Source organism: Trichormus variabilis 0441 (genome assembly GCF_009856605.1).
In the GTDB taxonomy this organism is placed as follows: Bacteria; Cyanobacteriota; Cyanobacteriia; order Cyanobacteriales; family Nostocaceae; genus Trichormus; species Trichormus variabilis.
Genome location: NZ_CP047242.1, coordinates 4,249,484 through 4,270,963 on the forward strand (window position 1 = coordinate 4,249,484; position 21,480 = coordinate 4,270,963).

The following is a 21,480-nucleotide window of genomic DNA, read 5'->3' on the forward strand; positions in this document are numbered from 1 at the left end:
ACAGTACTTTGCATTAATGCTCACTGCCAGATTGCTTCTCCTTCATGTCCATCAACACAGTTTTATAATCTTTGTCGAGCAGGATGCTGCTGTACTAACTTTTCCATCAGAGCGATCGCTCCCTTGTGATCTTTCAAACGCAACCGGATAAGAGACAGCTTTTCCAAAACTAACTGATTGTTAGGTTCTCGTTGTAAAACTAACTTATAACTCCTGGCTTCTGCTTGGAACGAAGACTCGACCAATTTACTAGCTAAACTCGATGTATTACTATTGACAAATTTTAGTCAAAGAGAAGTAACTATTCACTTAAATTAATGGTTTTGAAAAAGTAGCAAACTTCATAAATTAGTCTGGTTTAAATGCTCTTGAGAGTATAGTAAATATGGGATAACTAAGTTTGTAATTACTTTACTTTTCATACTCTATCAAAGACAAATTTGTTTTTGTGGCCAGTTTGGCTGATTTTTAATTTTTTTCAACATCAATACTCCAGACAAAATTACGCAGCACATCATCACCATACTTCAGATAATGTATTACTAATCGAATAAAATACCTCAGCATTTCTTCCGACTTTGAGTAACACAAAGTTTTGTAATGGAGGGACTAAAAGTATACACTTTAGTACGAAAAAATAAGGTTTTTAAGCCTCTCTCCATGTCGGGAGAGGTACCCTGCGGGTAGGCTTACGCCATCGTAAGAGAAGCAAGCTATGGAGAGGGGCTATTCCGAATTTATTGAACTCAAGTTAAGTTTATGCTTCTTCCAGATACCTCAGCCACATCTGTTCGTAAGCGTTCTCCATCTCACGGGTAAATTGCTTACCATTCCATAGAGGTGATGTTTTCCTTGACTGTTTTAGCTTCCAAACAATTTGCTGTCTTAAAACCTCGTCCTTACCCAAACGCACACCCCAATCTACATACTCTTCATCAGTCCAAGCTATCCCTTCTGGAATTCCAGCATTCATCATCATGGTGTAGCTGTTGCGCGCAGCAAATTGCTCACCTACCCGCGTCACCATAGGAATACACATCCACAGAGTTTCTAGGGTCGTTGTAGCTCCATTGTAAGGATAGGTATCTAATACTATATCGACAATTTCTAAATTAGCTCGGTGAATTGGTTCTGTAGAATCGATGGGAAGAAATCTCAGTTTTGAAAGTTCTACACCTTCTTCTTCTGCCAATTGCTCAAAGAATTTTTTAATACCTTCTTCTTCGGATACTCCTTTAATCAGAAAGTAGCTATTAGGAACTTCTTTGATGATTTTTAATTGTAGTCTTGTTGTGTGGGGATGTCGCTTAAAACCTCGCTGACCAGAAAAATAGACTATTGCATCACGAGGAATATCTAACTGCTCACGACGTATTGTAGGTACACTCACCTCAAAACCATCCACAGCTATATAAGTTTGAGGTAAACGCCAAATTTTTTCTTGGTAGTATTCCTGTGCATATTCTGGTAAAACATAGGGGTCAGCAATGAAATAATCTACTGCTGGGCTTCCTGAAGCATCCCAACCTAACCAAGTGACTTGAATGGGTGCAGGTTTTAGTCCTATCACTTCACAAATAAGATTTAGGGTAATACTATCTAAATCAACTAAAATATCAATCTCATCTTGATATATTTGTTCTGCTATTTCAAAACTATTATTTGATTTATAAACTTTACCTACTTGCTTGAGATACCATTCATGTAATGGATCAGATTTGGGATTAGTATTAACAAAATAGGCGTTTATATTAAATTTGTCTTGGTTTAGATACTGAAATAGCCAGCGTGCTAGCCAACCAACAGAATGTATTTTTAAACAAGAAGAGAGATATCCTATATTTATTTTTTCATTAGTTCGATTTTGTCTTTTGCGTTTTATGTGTCCCCGCTTATATTTCTCTATTTGTTCTTGAGAATAATTATTTATATTGACTTGACAGACTTGTAATAATTGATTTTGAATGTGTCTATTTTTTCTGGGATTATCTTCAATATACGGCGCAAAGAAATTGGTAGTACTTACTCTTATTGTTGTTGAAGAATCAAGATTTGTAGGGTTTTCTTCTATAAGAGATTTCACTAATAATTCATGTCTCTGATATACAGATAATGATTCTTCACAATACCCATTAGCACTCATTAATCCCCTAAGAATCAGACAGGTAGCATAAACTTTATTTACTAATCGCTGAACCAAAGAATAAAATAATTTAGCAGATTCTATACTCTTTTTGTATTGACCAGCATCTTGATAAAAATCAGCCAAATGTAATACAAACTTTGGGTTATTGGGGCTTAATTCTAAACAGAGTTCACATAACTTTGCTGCTACCAGAGGTAGTCGTTCGGATTGAAGAACCTCCGCCAGAGATGATAAAACAATAATCAGCAAAACTGGTGGATTATTTTGGCAATATGGTAAGCAGGCTTCTACTAAATCCAATGTTGATGGGTGCGCAGGTGCATAATCTAAAACACTCTTGACAGTTGTCATCAACGATTCTAAGTTGACTTCTACCTTTGGTTCAGATTTCAGGATTTCAATTACACCCAAATTATGTAAATTCTCACCTTGATAGGTTTCTAGCTTAATTCCAAGTTGTACCAAATGTAATAAGTTGTGAATGTCGTGGGGGTAAAGTTCTCTCAGAATTAAGCGAATTTTTTTAGCTACGGAATATTCTTCTATATCTTCTCGACGTTCGGCTTCTGTTTGTAAAGTTTTGAACAATTCCGTTTTAAAAGCCTCAAATTGCTCTGATTCTTCTTCTTTAACAGCTAGAAGCCAAGTTTCTTTAGCTTCTGCATCTTGTCCTAGTAACAGTAACATTAAACCCAAGTAGCAATAATGTAATTTAATCTCAGGTTCTGCGGCAATAGCTTCTTCATAGATATTAGCAGCCTGAATGTAATTTCCTGACAGGAAGAATTTCTCTGCACGCTGATGCCATTGAGCTGTAGCAGTTAAATCGAGCATAAAATTTATTAAAAACTGTGAGAATAAGAATATAGCTGTTCACAATTGATTGAAATACACTATAGGAAGATATAAAAAGCAATTTTTACGTATATTCAGCATGAAATATTACACTGGCGATTTCTTAGAGTAGTGATGAATGTAGACGTGATTAAAAAAAGCCCTTAAGGATAAATAGGAAAATTTTTGAGTATCAAATTACTCTGTTTTAAAAACACAAAACTAAATATTTATACTTATAGAATTTATTGTTATGGTAACCCGATTTGATTATTGAAAATATCTAAGTACCTGTAGGGTGGGCAATTCCCACCACTTAAAATAGTTGGCTTAATAGATAAACTTTATATTTAATCCAATCATATGAAATTTAGTATAATTAATGCGTGGCTTATGTCTGTATTTTTAGGAACCTTTATCTATATAATCATGTAACTTCATTAGATAAAACTGGCAAATATGTTTACACAAATCATGAATGAATTAGCTATTTATTAGCAGCTATTGTATTAATCAAGCGAGGATTTGAAAAGCCAATTAAAGGCAATCAATCTTTGACATTAATCAAATTACGGAGATTTTAATCATGTCTAACCAATTTTTTACAGAAGTATCCCTTGAGCAACAAGAAATTGTAGTTGGTGCAAGCAGAGGTGTTCAGCCTTATCCAGTCAAAACATATCATCCATATCAACCTTCTCCAATCAAAAGTGAAGAGAGAAAAAAGGGATATCCTGAAGCTCCCAAAGATTTAGTAAAAGGTAAAAGACCTATTGAATCTGAAGAGTCTTCTATCACATTCAATTTCTACTTTCATGACCTCAATGTTGAGAAGGTATATTTTGATGTTTAGAATGGAGTGAACTAAATCAAATTTAATGGATTCTGGAATGTAGCTTAATGTCTAGATTTTACATAACTGATTGTTACACCAAAAATCAAGTCAGGTAAAATCATTTCTGGAATTCTCAATTGAATCATACATATGATTCAGTTAACTTAAAGTTCAAAGTATAGTGACTGGAACATCTTTGGATGTTTCAGTTTTTTTATTTAATTAGAACGACTTGAAAAAAAACAACTATGTTAAATATAGGACTTACGCAAGTTTGATAATCAAACTAACTGTAGGGTGCGTCAGCCCCAATAATTTCGTACACATTAGAGGATTTTTCACATCTGACGCACCCTACTGGCGTGTCAGTTGCGTAAGTCCTGGAATAATTTAAGAACAATAGGATTGAGTTCGTAGTAAGGACTTTAGTCCTTTTTCGAGAACTAAAGTTCTCACTACAAACCTTTCATTATCTACCAATACAGTTCAGTTAAGGCAACAACAACTTAGACCGGTGTAGGTTGGGTGGAGGAGCGGAACCCAACATTCTCAAGACTTTGTTGGGTTCTGCTATCGCTCCACCCAACCTACCATTCTCTTAACTGAACCGTATTGCATTATCTACCCCGTTCTACTTAATCTCTAGCGTAAAGTAAAAAAATGAAAACATATATAGAAATCAGATTTGGTTATTGAAAAAATCCAAGTATCAGTAGGGTGGGCAATGCCTACCGTGTACAGGTTTTGGTGAGGAACACCCACCCTACGCGTAATTCAAAAATCAAATGCTAACACTATACCGATTCTTCATCCTTCACGAGAAAAAAGACCCCTGACTTCTCAAAAAAGTTGGGGGTTTAAGTCTTTTGCTTCCTATAAATCAGATAGGAAGTTTGTAGATAAATTGGATATTTAATTTACTCATGTTTAGAGAAATTAATGCGTTATTTGTGTCTGTATTTTTCGGAAATATCTCTGGCTTAATTATGATCTTAATTACAGCAAAATTAGTAATCAAGTTTGCAGAAAGTGAAAATGACTCAGCTATTAACTCCGAGCTATTGTTTAAAGCAAGCAACGAGTTGAACAACTTGAAAGAGACAATCAACTACTAGCTTGAAAGAATTCAAAACAATTGTTTTTACGGAGTGACAATCATGCAAGTTATCAACAATAATTTGTTTGCCCAAGTTTCATCTGAAACATCTGCTACTGTTAGTGGTGGAGTTGGAGAGTATGGTTATTATCAAAAAGGACCAAACGTTTCTTTTAATAATGATAACTACCTTCTTGCTCTTGGTGCTTTTTACCAGAACGCACCGGATGTACCTGGAACAATATTTGGAACAGCACTTATTAATAACGTAGTTACTTCAGTACCTATTCCGGTCAGAGGAATAACTAATGAAGAATCTTTAGAAGCCACAAAGATAGGTTTTGGTATCGGCGTAGGCGGCTGGTGGTAATAGGATTAAGGGATTTGCCTGAAAATTATCAGAAATACTGCCTAGACTTCAGGCTTTTCTAATAATGATTTAGAGGTAACTAACTCAACATTGAAATTCCTAAATACTGGAGCATAACAATGCTCCAGTATTCATCCTAAAAACAATACACCTCTTGCATAAATTGAAATTATTCCCAAAGCATGAAAAAAGACAGTCCACTTTTTACAGAAATCTCTTTAGAAGAAGCTGCTGTTGTGAGTGGAGGCTATATTCCAGTTACTTTTGATCTTAATATTTATTACTACATTTTGGGGGCAGCCTATGTATATGGGGTTTCTGGCGTTACTAATGAAGAAGTTCAATTTGCTTGGGAATCAGCATTCGTAGTTGATTACCGTTATGCACTTTTCCGGCGAACTAGAAGAGTGGATTCTTCAAGTTATTCCTAAAAGATTATTTGAAAAGTTTGAAAGTATAATAAGAAACCCTCTCCATAGCTTGCTTCTCTTACGAGACGCTATCGCGAACCCGCAGGGTACCTCTCCCCGAAACGGAGAGAGGCTTTTAAAACCCATAAAATTCCCTACAAGAGAACGGGGAATTGGGGGGTTAGCTTCTTAAGATTGTGATGTTAGGAATAATACTTTCTCAACAACCTCTAAGATAGGCAGTTATATATTTAACTTGCATAACTAGGGCGGGCAATATGACTCAGAAAATCTGAGTATGCAAATTAGACGTGTTTTAGGTTATTACAGAATTTAAATATAGGATTCATACTTGCTTCTTGAAATAAATGTAGGGTAAGTAATTCCCACTCTGCTACAGATAATATCAAATGTTTATGGCTTACTACTTTAGTTGAAAGAAAGCTGTCTTATGAAATACGCTCACGTTCAACAACATAGTCAAGAAGATTGTGGTGCGGCTTGTCTAGCATCGATAGCCAAACATTATGGACGCACTTTTACTCTCAACCGCATCCGTGAAGCTGTAGGGACAGGACAATTTGGTACAACTTTATTGGGTTTAAAACGAGGTGCAGAAACACTAGGTTTTAATGCACGTTCTGTTAAAACTTCACCGGAACTTTTAAACCAAATTAATGAAGCGCGGTTACCAGCAATTATTCACTGGAAAGGGAATCACTGGGTTGTTTTCTATGGTAAAAAAGGCAAAAAATGTGTAATTTCTGACCCAGCAGTTGGTATTCGCTATCTATCTGAAAAAGATTTAGTTGAAGGTTGGACGGATTGGTTGATGTTGTTGGTAGAACCCAATCCAGAATTGTTTTGGAAACTGGAAGATGACAAAGTTAGTGGCTTTTGGCGTTTCTTTAAGCGTGTTTGGCATTTTCGCAGTCTTATAGCCCAAGTTATTCCCCTTAATTTACTATTAGGAATTTTATCTTTAGCCTCTCCATTTCTCTTACAAATTCTGACTGATGATATTTTAATTCGGGGTGATACAAGACTACTGACTACTATGGCGATAGGTGTATTCGTCATGAATTTGATTTCTGGTAGTCTGGCTTGGGTTCAATCTAATTTAATCGCTCATTTTGCCCAACGATTACAATTAGGATTGGTCTTAGAATTTTGTCGGCAAATTCTCCAATTGCCACTATCATATTATGAAGCCCGACGCAGTGGCGAAATTATTAGTCGCCTCCGAGATATTAACCAAATTAACCAGTTAGTAGCTCAAGTAGTTATCAGTCTACCTAGTCGATTTTTTATTGCTGTTATTTCTTTCTGTATCATGGTCTTTTACAGCTGGAAGCTAACTGTGGTAGCCATGATTGTGTCTGTGTTTATGACTATATCTACGATTGTGTTTCTGCCAACTTTACAGCAGAAAACTCGTGAACTTTTAATTAAAGATGCGGAAGCGCAAGGTGTTTTAGTAGAAACTTTTAAAGGCGCTCTCACAGTCAAAACTACCACAGCTAGCCCACATTTTTTAGATGAACTACAAAGTCGGTTTGGTCATCTTGCTAATGTAACGTTACGTACAATTCAAATCGGCATTATTAATGGTACATTTTCAGGTTTGGTTTCTGGGATTGGTTCGATAGCATTACTCTGGGTTGGTGGTAATTTAGTAATTAATCCGGCAGAAAATTTGAGTATTGGGAAGCTACTAGCTTTTAACTCAATGAACGGAAATTTTCTAGGATTAATCGGTACTGTAATAGGTTTTGTTGATGAATTTACTACCGCAAAAACTGCCGTGCAACGCCTCACGGAAATCATAGATACCACACCTGAAAATGAAGGTGATGGGAAAAAGCCTTTTACTACAATCTCTGGTGATGCTGACATTATTTGCACAAATGTCAACTTTCACTATACCGGTCGAGTTGACTTACTAGAAGACTTTACGTTGACAATTCCTGGTGGTAAAGTCACTGCTATTATCGGCAAATCAGGATGCGGTAAAAGTACTGTCGCTAAATTAATTACTAGTTTATATACCCTACAATCTGGGAATATTCGGATTGGACTATATAACCTACAAGATATAGCCCTTGACTGTCTACGTCAGCAAGTGGTTTTAGTTCCTCAAGATGCTCATTTTTGGAGTCGTTCCATTATTGAAAACTTTCGCTTAGGAGCGCCATTTGTTACATTTGAGCAAATTGTCAGAGCTTGTCAAGTTACAGGAGCCGATGAATTTATTAGTAGATTTCCTGATAAATATCAAACGATTTTAGGAGAATTTGGGGCAAATATCTCTGGTGGACAACGCCAACGCTTAGCGATGGCTAGAGCCATTGTTACAGAACCACCAATTCTAATTTTGGATGAATCTACTGGTGGACTTGATCCAGTGAGTGAAGCCCAAGTTTTAGACGAATTATTACACCATCGCCAAGGTCAAACCACAATTTTGATTAGTCACCGTCCAAAAGTAATTAATCGGGCTGATTGGATTGTTTTATTAGATCAAGGACGCTTAAAACTTCAAGGTTCTATAGAAGATTTACGGACTAAAGCAGGAGAGCATTTAGATTTTTTAATTCCTTGAATTTTAAGAAAATAGGGACTAGAGGGGATGAGAAAGAGTGCAATTTGAGTAACTTAGTTTTCTCTGTTCCCTATCAATTTTTTCTATTTAAATACTGATAATTATTTGGTGAAGTATGCTGTATATTCAAAATAAGAAACTTATCCCGCCTCTGCAAGATGATGATGCTTTACCACCAGTTGGTATTTGGACATCTTTGCTGGGGTTATTTCTTATAGTGTCTGTTGGTTCAGCGATCGCCTTATCCTCATGGATTAAATATAATGTTGTCATCAAGGCTGGGGCTACTGTTCGTCCTATAGGCGAAACTCGCTTGGTACAGCCGGAAATTGAGGGGACGATTCAGAATCTCTTCGTAACGGAAAATCAAGTTGTCAAGCGGGGTGATGCGATCGCTACTCTCAATACTGAGCAGTTACAAATCAAGCAAAGTCAACTACAAGGTAATATCCAACAAATTAAATTACAGCTTGTGCAAGTTGATGCTCAAATCAGCACTTTCAATAGTCAGATACTCGCGGAAACCAAGGTAATCGAGCGTACTGTGGCTTCTGCTCAAGCAGATTTGGCTCGTAATCAACGAGAATATCAAGAACGTCAAATCACTACACAAAGTGAATATATCGCCTCTGAAGCTAGTTTGCAAAAAGCTATCGCAGATTTACGTAAATCTCAAGCTGATTTGAATTTTGCTAACGCAGATCGCGATCGCTATCAGCAATTAGCTGATATTGGTGCGATTGGTAGACGGGAATATGAACAGAAAAAACTCGTGGTAGAACAAGCTAAATCCGCCTTGGAAGCGGGAAAGCGCTCTGTGGAAATCGCTCAAGCCAAAATGCAATCAGCAAGGGCTGGGGTTAATCCCAGCATGGCAACGGTGGCGATCGCGCAAGAACGTATTGCTCAAGAAATTGCTAGGGGTGAAGCTACTATCGCTACGTTACAGAAAGAACAGCAAGCTTTAGTTCAGCGACGTTTAGAAATGCTGTCCCAACTCAACCAATCCCAAAAAGAATTACAACAAGTAGAAAAGCAACTGCAAAGCAGCGTAATTCGCGCTACCAGTGACGGTATTATCCTGAAGTTAAATCTGCGGAACCCTGGTCAAGTAGTACGTACTAGTGAGGCGATCGCAGAAATAGCACCACAAAATGCGCCGCTAGTAATTAAAGCAATGATTCCCACCGCAGACATTAAAAAGGTGGAAGTGGGGAAGAAAGTTCAATTGCGTGTTAATGCTTGTCCTTACCCAGATTATGGTGTTCTCCATGCTGTGGTGAGTGCTGTTTCTCCAGATGCGATCGCACCTCAAAATAACAATCCAGGGGGAGCATTATCGGCTGCTGCAACTCCTTATTTTGAAGCTACTATCCAACCAGAAAAAATCTCATTTGGGAATGGCGATCGTCAGTGTCATATCCAGTCAGGTATGCAGGCAGAGGCTCATATTATTTCTCAGGAGGAGACAGCACTACGATTCATCCTCAGAAAAGCAAGACTTATCACTGATTTATAGGTTAATCCAGATATAAGTTCCTCATTTTAGTAACTATACGTCCTTGAGTTCAGGGGCTAGAGACTAGGGGTTATACCCAACTTAAAACTTAAGAACCCCGACTTCTTTGAGAAGTCGGGGTTCTTAAGCTGTCGATATCTACTAATTCAGACATTTTACCTTTTATCAGAAGAATACTATCAATTTCTGGATAGAAACTTGGAAATTTTAGACAGATTACTTGTCATAAATCTATCGTGAATTCATTAATAGTATTAACCTATGATAACAAAATAGTTAATAGATAGATTTTGTGTCTCTGAAAACAAGCGCAGAAATTATAATTTTCACCATCTGAGTTATGACCATAATCCCGTTCCTGACATCCTATTACAGAGTTCAAAAAGCCCTACAATGGTGGTCTTATAGACAATCATCTAGATTTATTATAGAGGCTGAAAATATCCGGGATAGTCTATTACAGGAAACTTTTACTATGCGACGTAACTTAGATTTATTATCTACGAATCCTTGGGAATTATCAAGTGAGAAAATCAAACAATATTTAGATAAAGTTGATCATCTGCATCATTCTTTGGTAGACATAAGCGATCGCTTGTTTCCTGAATCACTACAAGATAGCTTTCCTCTGGCAATTGAGGGATTATTAAAGTCTTGGCTAGTCGCCAATCCCCACCTATATTTTCATATAGATATGCCGATTTATTGGCGACATGAGCCTGCCGAATCTGGTTTAATTATTTTAAATTCTCTAGAAGAGTTATTAACAATTACAATCTCCGATATATTGAAGCCTAATTCCATTTATATAAGTCTAAAACAAAAGCAGGAATTAGGACAATTATCTGTCAAAATAAATTATTCTGAAGTAGGTGCTATTCTTTTTCACTCTAGTTTATCCACCTTAGATTATCTATGTCAAAGCTGTCAATTTTTGACCTCAGTCAAATGCTTTTATCATACCCAAAGTTATAGAGTTTATTGGTACTTCTATTGGTAGATATTATCATGAATTTAACGACATTAATCCATTTAAATTGATTTTGCATCAGATAGATGTGCCTATTGTTTATCACATAAAATATTTTTCCGGCAGACATTAGAAACTATCACCAGTCAATTATTTATTCAGCACAGGATGAATTATGCAACAGACCACATCTGAAAAAGCATTAAGGAAGTTTCTAGTAATTGATGATCATGAATCAGTTTTAAGCGGGACAGTAGAAGTATTAAAAAGACATTATCCTGAAGGCGATTTTGTCTTAGCGATTAATGCAGAAAGTGCCTTTAATCAACTAACAATTTGTCCACCAGACCTGATAGTCATGGATCTTTCCATCCCTGAAAAATTAGGAATTAAAGCCCGCCCAGATACAGGTGTGCGACTGCTGAGAACACTGATGAAAAATTATCCTAATCTCAACATCATTGTACAGAGCGCTCATATTAGAACACTAGTGAGAATCCGACCAGATATTGATACTCATAAGGGAGGTTTCACCGTTGCTGATAAAAGTCTATCTACGCAAGAAATGTTGACTAGAGTAGATTGGGCATTACAAGGATTAACTCATACAAAAGATATTAAGGGAATCCACACCGGACTAGAAATAAAACCAGAGTGGTTGAGAGTTTTAACCTTGGCTTTTGAGGAAGGATTACAAGATAAAGCTATTGCCGAACAAATGTGTATTTCAGAACGTATGGTACGGCATTATTGGAGTAAATTACAAGATGCTTTGGGTGTTTATCCTGATGAGGGAAAAAATATCCGCATTCAAACCGAAAAGCGGGCTAGAGAAGAAGGGTTGATTGATTAAAGATGAACATTACACGACTATGAGTAATTAATAGTGGTTAGTTTATCTATCCCTAATTAATTAAACCTGACCAATTACTCATACCTAAAGACTAGGAGAATAGCATGATGCAACCTGGACTTTGGAGCGGAATTAAAGCAGAAATTGCCATTTGGCGCGTAGGTATATTACCAGGATTAGCAGTCATTGGACTAGTCACCTTTACAAGACTTTTTGGTTCGCTAGAGTCCTTAGAATGGATGGCTTTGGATAGTTTTCTCCGTTGGCGCTCAGAAGAACCTATAGATGCACGAATTCTGTTAGTAGAAATTAATCAAGGTGATAATTATTCTCTAACATCAACTATATCAGATAGTGGTTTTGTAGGGCTGCTGGAGAAGTTACAAGTTTATCAGCCTAAAGTTATCGGTCTAAATATTGATCGGAATTTACTCATCAATTCTCCAGAGGATGACCTGGTCAAGCTTTTTCAAAAGTACAGAAATTTAATTGCTACTGAAAACATTTTACCTGCCCAGATTCATTCGCATCTAGATTTGCCTCCTGAACAGATTGCTTTTGCAGACCAAATTCTAGATAGTGACGGTAAGGCGAGACGTAGTCTATTGGCAATTAATACATCTAATGGCTATAAATTATCTTTTGCTATGCGATTAGCAAGAATTTATTTAGCCCAGGAAAATATTAGTTTAGAAAGTAGTCAGTTGGGAAAAACGAAACTACCCCGCTTTTTACCAAACTCTGGAGGATATATCCGTGCTGATGCCAGTGGATTTCAAGTACTAATAAATTTCCGTAGTGGCACCAGAAGATTTAGAACTTTATCTGGGGAGGACATTAAAAATGGTAAATTTAACCCTGAATGGATACGCGATCGCATAGTCATTATCGGTATTACAAATACTCATAGTCAGGACTTTATCCCAACTTCAGCGATTACATCAATTAAATCAGCCCCCAAGCAAGTTAACACATTGGAAATCCAAGCACACGCCATCAGTCAAATTATTAGTGCTGTGCTTGATGGTAGACCACTAATTAATACTTGGAATGATGGATGGGAATATACTTGGATTTTTGTTTGGGGTTTTTTAGGAATAGTGATTGCTAGGTTCACTAAATCCCCACTAGTAAATTTTTTGGTTGTGGGAATAACTATCACTAGTCTACTAGTAATTAGTTACCTACTATTAATTTGGGGGTGGTGGGTTCCAGTCATACCTGCAATTTTAGTCTTGACCATAAATGGTATGGAACTGATAGCATTATATCAATACGACCAAGCTTTACGCTTAGGGATGAAAACGCGTCAAGACGTAATAGAAAGTACCTTTGAAACCATCCATAATGGACCACTACAAAGTTTAGCCCAAGTTTTAAAATTGATACGCTGCGAAAATACCAATACTCAGGAATTGCTCCCAAAGATTGAAAAAGAACTAGAGAAATTAAATCATGAGCTACGAGGAATTTACGAATTCTTGCAGCAAGAATATCCCAGTCAAGATATCAAACTGTATTTAGGTAATAATTTAGTCCTTAGTTTGCAAGATCCACTACACGAAGTCCTCTATCAAGTTTACAGTTATACTTTAGATAGAGAGTTTCCTTGCTTTAAAACAATTAAAGTTGCCATACGTAGCTTTGAACCAATAGATGAAAAAAGTTTAAGTATGGAACAAAAACGAGGAATTTGTAGATTTTTAGAAGAAGCTTTATGTAATGTAGGTAAACACGCTACCGGAGTCACTAAACTCCAAGTCACTTGCTCATTAATAGCAGGTTGGTACACGTTGAAAATTATAGATAATGGCTTAGGCGTAAATTCATCCAAAAAAGGACGAGGAACCCAACAGTTTATCAATTTAGCACGACAACTACGGGGAAAATTCCAGCGATCGCCCCAAATCCCCCAAGGAACCATCTGCGAATTATCTTGGCCAGTCAGTCAGTTTTGGAGATAGTAATCCCCAAATTCCCAGCAATTTGCCCAGCAACCATGCCACTATAGAAGACATAGCTTTAAACATAGCAAGAAAAAGGCTAGAAAACGCTGTGCAGATTACATTTTTAGGGACAAGTTCTGGTGTACCCACAAGAGCGCGCAATGTTTCCAGCGTTGCGCTGAGACTACCGCAACGGGCAGAGTTGTGGTTATTCGACTGTGGCGAAGGTACTCAACACCAAATTTTGCGGAGTGACTTAAAAGTCAGCCAATTGTCCCGAATATTTATTACCCATCTGCATGGTGATCACATTTTTGGTTTAATGGGTCTTCTTGCTAGTTGTGGCTTGGCGGGTAATGTTCAAAGAGTTGATATTTATGGCCCATCGGGTTTAAACGAGTATATCCAATCCGCTTCTCGTTATTCTCATACACATTTCTCCTATCCCATTAAAATCCATACTGTCCGCCCTGGTGTCATATATGAAGATGATGAATTTACCGTGACTTGTGGACTATTACATCATCGCATCACCGCCTTTGGCTATCGCGTAGCCGAAAAAGACCGAGCCGGACGCTTTGATATAGAAAAAGCCAAAGAATTGCAAATCCCACCTGGGAGAGTTTATGGTCAACTCAAGCGTGGTGAAACCGTTACCCTTGAAGATGGGCGTGTCATTAATGGCGCTGAATTATGCGGCCCCACAGAAATTGGGCGGAAAATGGCCTACTGCACAGACACAATATATTGTGATGGTGCTGTTGAGTTAGCTCAGGATGCAGACGTGTTAATCCACGAAGCCACCTTTGCCCATCAAGATTCAGAAATGGCTTTTCAGCGATTACACTCAACAACCACAATGGCAGCGCAAACAGCCTTAGCTGCTGGAGTGCGTCGATTACTGATGACTCACTTCAGTCCTCGCTATGCACCTGGTAACACCATAGAGTTAAAAGATTTGCTACAAGAAGCCCGTGCCATCTTTCCTCGTACAGATATGGCCTATGATTTTATGACTTATGAAGTACCCAGGCGACGAGAACCAATTTTAAGCTCAGTCTCCTCAAGTTCGGTGTAGGGCTTGACAGGTAAACCCCAATGGCCTTAGGAGTTAATCTGGTGGGGTGCGTTACAACTAAAATCTATAACGCACCGGAAATCTCGGATGCTGCGTTGTGCTACGCGACAACACACCCTACCGACGAGAAAATGCGATGACCTTCGGTCGGTCAGAGATCATCACCTCAATTAGATTCTAATGATTCTGCTGGCATCTCTTCTGCTGGCTGTTCTGTGACTGTAGGTGTTTGTGTTGTTGTAGAACGTGGACGACGTTTGAAGTAATCACCCAAGTTGACTTTCTTCCGTTGAGTCACTGGTTTTTCTTGTGATTCAGCTGGCAATGTAGGTGTTACCTCTGGTTGTGGTTCTGGGGTAACTGTCGGTGATGCTGTGGGTGTTACCTCTGGTTGTGGTTCTGGGGTGACTGTCGGTGATGGTATGGGTGTTACCTCTGGTTGTGGTACAGGCGACTCAATTACCTTTGGTAATGTCGGAGTCAGACTAGGCGAAGGTTGAGGACGAGGACGGCTAAAAAATCCACCGTTTTTAGGTTTTTCTGGTTCAGGAGTTGCTGTTTGTGATGGTTCAGTAGCTTCAGGGGTAGGAACTGTTTCCGTAACTTCCGGTAATGCTGATTTTTCTGGTTCTGGGCTAGGAGTTGCCGCAGGTGTTGGTTCTGCAAACGATGGTTTAGCCTCATAAGTCGGGTCTACAATACCACGGACTTCCTCAGCTTTTAATTCTCCCCTAATAATTCTGGACAAAGAATCTTTACCATTGGGTTGGTAGTCAAAAAGTCTGACTGTAGTATTAAAAGCATTCTTGACTGGATTCCCTTGATTGTCGAGGAATTCCAGCTTCACCCAATTTTTTCCAGGTTTAAAACCTTTGAGGTAAACTGCTTGCCACCGATCAAATACAAAGCTTTCACCATTTATAGTGCAGCGAATACGCCAATCACTGAATTGATCATTGGGTAGCTCTTTCGCAACTAGATGTAAAGGGGCGTTAGTCAGGTAAAAATCTAACAAGATTGGTTCTGCCCCATAATTGCCTTGAGGACTACTGTAAGTTAACAGAGGTAGGCTAGAGTCTGGATTATTATCGTCGCTTTTCGTAAAAACGTGAAATGTCGTCTGGGCGTAAGCACCCTCATTTTTAAAACTTTCATGCCAAGGACGGGAAGCAAAGACGCGCAGAGTATGAGTACCTGGAGATAAATCAGACAGCACTAAAGGCTGACTTAGTTCATAAACGGGTATATAAGGTTGATTATCTACAATTACGTGTAGATAAGGGCCTAAATCCCATTGTGGATGCTTAAAAATTGGCAGATCCTTAACTTGGAACTTCACCGAGACAGTATTGTCACTAATCACTTCCTCCGGTTGAGGGTTAACTATTGTCACCTGTGGTTGATAAATTTCTAAATTAGAACGTAATTCTTGAATCACATCTGGTGGTGAGACTTCGGAAAATTGCTGAGAAATCTGCTGAGGTTTGTCTCTTGCACTAATGGATACTTGTTGACTAACAGCTTTCTCACCACAACTAGCCACACCTAAGACTAGTACTAGTGTGATCAGCCACCTCAAAATAGTCGAACTTCCCAGAAGAACTTTCCTTAAAGGCCTGTTACGCCAAGAGTTCATACCTTATACCTAGTTATAGTCTTAAACAACTGCAATTATTGTGGCTGAATTGAGCGATCGCCTACTATCACCTACAAGCTGAAATCTTCATCACATACCATGAGTTTTTAGTAAAAATTAAAAATCAGGATTTTTTTTACAATTTGTTGTAAACATCAAAAACTAGGTGAAAATAAATATACCCAAAGCAAACTCAGCAAATTTGTCGCCGTTTTGGTATCAGAAGACATAAGTTTTACGAATTGTTATCCTTTGTAAATTAAATAGAGAAAGTATTGACTTTTTGCTAAATACTTTGCAGTGAAAAGGCAGATTAGACAAATATTCTGGCTATTTTGAATTATTGTTAAAATGTGTCCAACAAAGTACAAGTAAAGACTTTATAATTCAACAGAAACAAATTTCCACATAGCGCTTTCATCGCTGCTCCAGCCACACTCTGGAGAAAGCGACTAAGTATCACTTTGTGGTTTCATGATTCCTCATTCCTTATCACCAGAGGAGGTCGAATGACAATTAGTCCTCCGGAGCGAGAGGAAAAGAAAGCAAGAGTAATCGTCGATAAAGATCCGGTTCCCACCTCATTTGAAAAATGGGCGCAGCCAGGACACTTCGACAGAACTCTCGCTAGAGGTCCAAAAACCACCACATGGATTTGGAACCTCCACGCTCTCGCCCACGATTTTGATACACATACAAGCGATTTAGAAGACATCTCCCGCAAAATATTTGCGGCGCACTTCGGCCACCTGGCAGTTGTGACAATTTGGTTGAGCGGGATGATTTTCCACGGCGCGAAGTTTTCTAACTACGAAGCCTGGTTAAGTGACCCGTTGAACGTGAGACCCAGTGCTCAAGTCGTTTGGCCCATTGTTGGACAAGACATATTGAATGGTGATGTCGGTGGTGGATTCCACGGTATTCAGATCACCTCAGGCTTGTTCCAAGTATGGCGTGGCTGGGGTATCACCAACTCCTTCCAGCTTTACTGCACAGCTATTGGCGGCTTGGTATTAGCGGGCTTGTTCCTATTTGCCGGCTGGTTCCACTATCACAAACGCGCTCCCAAACTGGAATGGTTCCAGAATGTGGAGTCGATGTTGAACCACCACCTACAAGTCTTGCTAGGCTGCGGTTCCTTAGGATGGGCTGGACACTTAATTCACGTCTCCGCACCAATCAACAAGCTTTTGGATGCAGGGGTTGCAGTTAAAGATATCCCCTTGCCTCACGAGTTCATCCTCAACAAGAGCGTTTTGATTGACCTGTTCCCCGGCTTTGCTGCTGGTTTAACACCTTTCTTCACCTTGAATTGGGGTCAGTACGCTGACTTCTTAACCTTCAAGGGCGGTTTAAACCCTGTAACCGGTGGTCTGTGGCTGACTGATATTTCTCATCACCACTTGGCGATCGCTGTATTGTTCATCATTGCAGGACACCAATACCGCACTAACTGGGGTATCGGTCACAGCATCAAAGAAATTCTAGAGAACCACAAAGGCCCCTTCACAGGTGAAGGCCACAAAGGTCTCTACGAAAACCTGACCACATCTTGGCACGCTCAATTGGCAACAAACCTTGCCTTTTTGGGTTCCTTGACCATCATCATCGCGCACCATATGTACGCGATGCCTCCCTACCCATACTTAGCAACTGACTACGCAACACAGTTGTGTATCTTCACCCACCACATCTGGATCGGCGGATTCCTCATCGTCGGTGGCGCTGCTCACGCAGCAATATTTATGGTGCGGGACTACGATCCTGTCGTTAACCAAAACAACGTATTGGATCGGGTGATTCGTCACAGAGATGCAATTATTTCCCACCTGAACTGGGTTTGTATCTTCCTTGGCTTCCACAGCTTTGGTTTATACATCCACAACGACACAATGCGTGCCTTGGGTCGTCCCCAAGATATGTTCTCCGACACAGCAATTCAGTTGCAGCCGGTATTTGCTCAGTGGGTACAAAACCTGCATACCCTAGCTCCTGGTGGCACTGCACCAAACGCTTTAGAACCTGTTAGCTACGCCTTTGGCGGTGGTGTACTGGCTGTAGGTGGCAAGGTCGCAATGATGCCTATCGCATTAGGTACAGCCGACTTCTTGATCCACCACATCCACGCCTTCACCATTCACGTAACAGTTCTGATTCTGTTGAAAGGTGTATTGTTCGCCCGCAGCTCTCGTCTGATTCCAGACAAAGCGAACTTGGGCTTCCGCTTCCCTTGCGATGGTCCCGGTCGTGGTGGTACTTGTCAAGTATCCGGTTGGGATCACGTATTCCTCGGATTATTCTGGATGTACAACTCCCTATCAATTGTAATTTTCCACTTCAGCTGGAAAATGCAGTCTGATGTCTGGGGAACAGTAGACGCAGCAGGTAATGTGTCTCACATCACTGGTGGTAACTTTGCCCAAAGTGCCATCACAATCAACGGCTGGTTGCGTGATTTCTTGTGGGCGCAAGCTTCTCAAGTAATCAACTCCTACGGAAGTGCGTTGTCCGCTTATGGACTAATGTTCTTGGGCGCTCACTTTGTATGGGCATTCAGCTTAATGTTCCTGTTCAGTGGTCGTGGCTACTGGCAAGAATTAATTGAGTCCATTGTTTGGGCGCATAATAAACTGAAGGTAGCTCCTGCAATCCAACCCCGCGCTCTGAGCATTACTCAAGGTCGTGCTGTTGGTGTAGCTCACTACCTCCTGGGAGGAATTGCTACAACCTGGGCATTCTTCCACGCACACATACTTTCGGTAGGCTAGCAATTAGTTATAAAGAGTACTGAGTATTGAGTGCTGAGTACTGGGTAATAACAGGACTTAGGACTCAAAACTCAGAACTCTGGAATCTGAAACCTGATGGCTAAAGGTCAGAGGAAATATCAATGGCAACAAAATTTCCAAAATTTAGCCAGGATCTAGCACAGGACCCAACTACCCGTCGCATTTGGTATGCGATGGCTATGGGCAACGACTTTGAAAGCCACGATGGCATGACCGAAGAAAATCTTTACCAAAAGATTTTCGCTACTCACTTCGGTCACCTGGCAATCATTTTCTTATGGGCTTCTAGCCTCCTGTTCCATGTAGCCTGGCAAGGTAACTTTGAACAGTGGATTAAAGATCCTCTACACGTCCGCCCAATTGCTCACGCGATTTGGGACCCCCACTTCGGTAAACCAGCTATTGAAGCTTTTACCCAAGCTGGTGCTAACGGCCCAGTAAACATTGCTTACTCTGGTGTTTACCACTGGTGGTACACCATCGGTATGCGGACAAACACCGAACTATATACAGGTTCAGTCTTCCTGTTGTTGTTCGCGTCCTTGTTCTTGTTTGCTGGTTGGTTGCATTTACAACCCAAGTTCCGTCCTAGCCTAGCTTGGTTTAAGAGTGCTGAATCTCGTCTGAACCACCACTTAGCAGGTTTGTTCGGCGTTAGCTCTCTAGCTTGGGCCGGTCACTTGATTCACGTTGCTATCCCCGAATCTCGCGGACAGCACGTAGGTTGGGATAACTTCTTAACCACAGCGCCCCACCCAGCAGGCTTACAACCCTTCTTCACAGGCAACTGGGGTGTTTACGCTCAAAACCCTGATACAGCAGGTCACATTTTCAGTACCTCTCAAGGTTCTGGTACAGCAATTCTGACCTTTTTGGGTGGTTTCCATCCTCAAACAGAATCCCTGTGGTTGACAGACATAGCTCATCACCACTTGGCGATCGCTGTACTATTCATTGTTGCTGGTCATATGTACCGTACCAACTTCGGTATTGGTCACAGCATCAAAGAAATGATGAATGCCAAAACTTTCTTTGGCAAACCTGTTGAAGGTCCCTTCAATATGCCTCACCAAGGCATTTATGACACCTACAACAACTCTCTGCACTTCCAATTAGGTTGGCACCTAGCTTGTTTGGGTGTTGTTACCTCTTGGGTGGCGCAGCATATGTACTCTCTGCCTTCCTACGCATTCATTGCTAAGGACTACACAACACAGGCAGCACTGTACACCCACCACCAATACATAGCCATTTTCTTAATGGTTGGTGCTTTTGCTCACGGTGCTATCTTCTTAGTCCGTGACTACGATCCTGAACAAAACAAAGGTAACGTGCTTGAGCGTGTGCTACAGCACAAAGAAGCGATTATCTCCCACCTCAGCTGGGTATCGCTATTCTTAGGCTTCCACACCTTAGGCTTATACGTCCACAACGACGTAGTAGTTGCTTTCGGAACACCTGAAAAGCAAATCTTGATTGAGCCAGTATTTGCTCAGTTCATTCAAGCTGCTCACGGTAAGGTACTCTACGGCTTAGATACATTGCTGTCTAACCCCGATAGCGTTGCCTACACAGCCTATCCTAACTACGCCAACGTTTGGCTACCAGGCTGGTTAGATGCCATTAACTCTGGTACTAACTCCCTGTTCTTAACAATTGGCCCTGGCGACTTCTTGGTACACCATGCGATCGCCTTAGGTCTGCACACCACCACCCTCATCCTAGTCAAAGGTGCTTTGGATGCTCGTGGTTCCAAGCTGATGCCGGATAAAAAGGACTTCGGCTATGCCTTCCCTTGCGACGGTCCAGGCCGTGGCGGTACTTGCGACATCTCCGCTTGGGACTCCTTCTACCTATCTTTATTCTGGGCGTTAAATACAGTAGGTTGGGTAACATTCTACTGGCACTGGAAACATTTAGGTATTTGGCAAGGTAACGTTGCTCAGTTCAACGAAAATTCCACCTACCTCATGGGCTGGTTCCGTGACTACCTCTGGGCTAACTCTGCTCAGTTGATCAACGGTTACAACCCCTACGGTGTGAACAACCTGTCTGTCTGGGCGTGGATGTTCCTCTTCGGACACCTAGTTTGGGCTACTGGCTTCATGTTCCTCATCTCCTGGAGAGGTTACTGGCAAGAGTTGATCGAAACCCTAGTTTGGGCGCACGAACGTACTCCTATCGCTAACCTAATTCGCTGGAAAGACAAGCCAGTTGCTCTCTCCATCGTTCAAGCTCGTGTAGTTGGTCTAGCTCACTTCACCGTCGGCTATGTCCTCACCTACGCAGCCTTCCTCATCGCCTCCACTGCTGGTAAGTTCGGTTGATCTGGCTGCTAGTTTTGTAGGTAATTAAAAAAATCCCCTGCCGCAAGGTGGGGGATTTTTTTAACTGAT

Annotated in this window: 13 protein-coding genes and 1 pseudogene; 11 read left to right on the top strand and 3 right to left on the bottom strand. The window is 40.2% G+C overall.

Annotated features, from left to right (window positions below):
• Positions 1-13: 13 nt before the first annotated feature.
• Both GSQ19_RS17320 and GSQ19_RS17325 read right to left on the bottom strand, forming a co-directional pair.
• Positions 14-239 (bottom strand): annotated as a pseudogene (locus GSQ19_RS17320) (tetratricopeptide repeat protein); the annotation flags it as partial.
• Between the two features lie 518 nt (positions 240-757).
• A complete protein-coding gene (locus GSQ19_RS17325; RefSeq protein WP_011319177.1) occupies positions 758-2,980 on the bottom strand; it encodes an O-linked N-acetylglucosamine transferase, SPINDLY family protein in 2,223 nt (740 codons plus the stop codon).
• Positions 2,981-3,566: 586 nt separating this feature from the next.
• Between GSQ19_RS17325 and GSQ19_RS17330 the strand changes: the two genes are divergently transcribed.
• The 9 genes from GSQ19_RS17330 to GSQ19_RS17370 all read left to right on the top strand — a co-directional run bounded on the left by GSQ19_RS17330 (position 3,567) and on the right by GSQ19_RS17370 (position 14,659).
• The gene (locus GSQ19_RS17330) at positions 3,567-3,833 is read left to right on the top strand and encodes a hypothetical protein (protein WP_011319178.1); all 267 of its coding nucleotides are present in this window, start codon (positions 3,567-3,569) and stop codon (positions 3,831-3,833) included.
• Positions 3,834-4,972: 1,139 nt separating this feature from the next.
• Positions 4,973-5,281, top strand: coding sequence for a hypothetical protein (locus GSQ19_RS17335; RefSeq protein ID WP_011319179.1), 309 nt, complete (start codon positions 4,973-4,975; stop codon positions 5,279-5,281).
• A gap of 182 nt (positions 5,282-5,463) precedes the next feature.
• On the top strand, positions 5,464-5,712 hold the full coding sequence (locus tag GSQ19_RS17340) for a hypothetical protein (protein ID WP_011319180.1): 249 nt from the start codon (positions 5,464-5,466) through the stop codon (positions 5,710-5,712).
• Positions 5,713-6,142: 430 nt separating this feature from the next.
• On the top strand, positions 6,143-8,293 hold the full coding sequence (locus tag GSQ19_RS17345; protein ID WP_011319181.1) for a peptidase domain-containing ABC transporter: 2,151 nt from the start codon (positions 6,143-6,145) through the stop codon (positions 8,291-8,293).
• A 115-nt stretch (positions 8,294-8,408) separates the two neighbouring features.
• A complete protein-coding gene (locus GSQ19_RS17350) occupies positions 8,409-9,812 on the top strand; it encodes a beta-barrel domain-containing protein (RefSeq protein WP_011319182.1) in 1,404 nt (467 codons plus the stop codon).
• A 340-nt stretch (positions 9,813-10,152) separates the two neighbouring features.
• Positions 10,153-10,812 carry a hypothetical protein gene (locus GSQ19_RS17355; RefSeq protein WP_011319183.1) on the top strand — a complete coding sequence of 220 codons (660 nt, stop codon included), beginning with the start codon at positions 10,153-10,155 and terminating at the stop codon, positions 10,810-10,812.
• A 145-nt stretch (positions 10,813-10,957) separates the two neighbouring features.
• On the top strand, positions 10,958-11,635 hold the full coding sequence (locus GSQ19_RS17360; protein WP_011319184.1) for a response regulator transcription factor: 678 nt from the start codon (positions 10,958-10,960) through the stop codon (positions 11,633-11,635).
• A 104-nt stretch (positions 11,636-11,739) separates the two neighbouring features.
• Entirely contained in the window at positions 11,740-13,599 is a 1,860-nt protein-coding gene (locus GSQ19_RS17365) for a CHASE2 domain-containing protein (RefSeq protein WP_011319185.1), read from the top strand.
• A 91-nt stretch (positions 13,600-13,690) separates the two neighbouring features.
• Positions 13,691-14,659 carry a ribonuclease Z gene (locus GSQ19_RS17370; RefSeq protein WP_041456767.1) on the top strand — a complete coding sequence of 323 codons (969 nt, stop codon included), beginning with the start codon at positions 13,691-13,693 and terminating at the stop codon, positions 14,657-14,659.
• Between the two features lie 166 nt (positions 14,660-14,825).
• Here the strand turns inward: GSQ19_RS17370 and GSQ19_RS17375 are convergent, their stop codons facing one another.
• On the bottom strand, positions 14,826-16,295 hold the full coding sequence (locus GSQ19_RS17375; RefSeq protein ID WP_011319187.1) for a hypothetical protein: 1,470 nt from the start codon (positions 16,293-16,295) through the stop codon (positions 14,826-14,828).
• A gap of 509 nt (positions 16,296-16,804) precedes the next feature.
• Here GSQ19_RS17375 and psaA point away from each other — a divergent pair.
• Together psaA and psaB are read left to right on the top strand one after the other, a co-directional pair.
• Complete coding sequence (gene psaA / locus GSQ19_RS17380; protein WP_011319188.1) at positions 16,805-19,063, top strand: photosystem I core protein PsaA; 2,259 nt, start codon at positions 16,805-16,807, stop codon at positions 19,061-19,063.
• Positions 19,064-19,185: 122 nt separating this feature from the next.
• Positions 19,186-21,411, top strand: coding sequence for a photosystem I core protein PsaB (gene psaB, locus GSQ19_RS17385; RefSeq protein ID WP_011319189.1), 2,226 nt, complete (start codon positions 19,186-19,188; stop codon positions 21,409-21,411).
• Positions 21,412-21,480 lie beyond the last annotated feature (69 nt).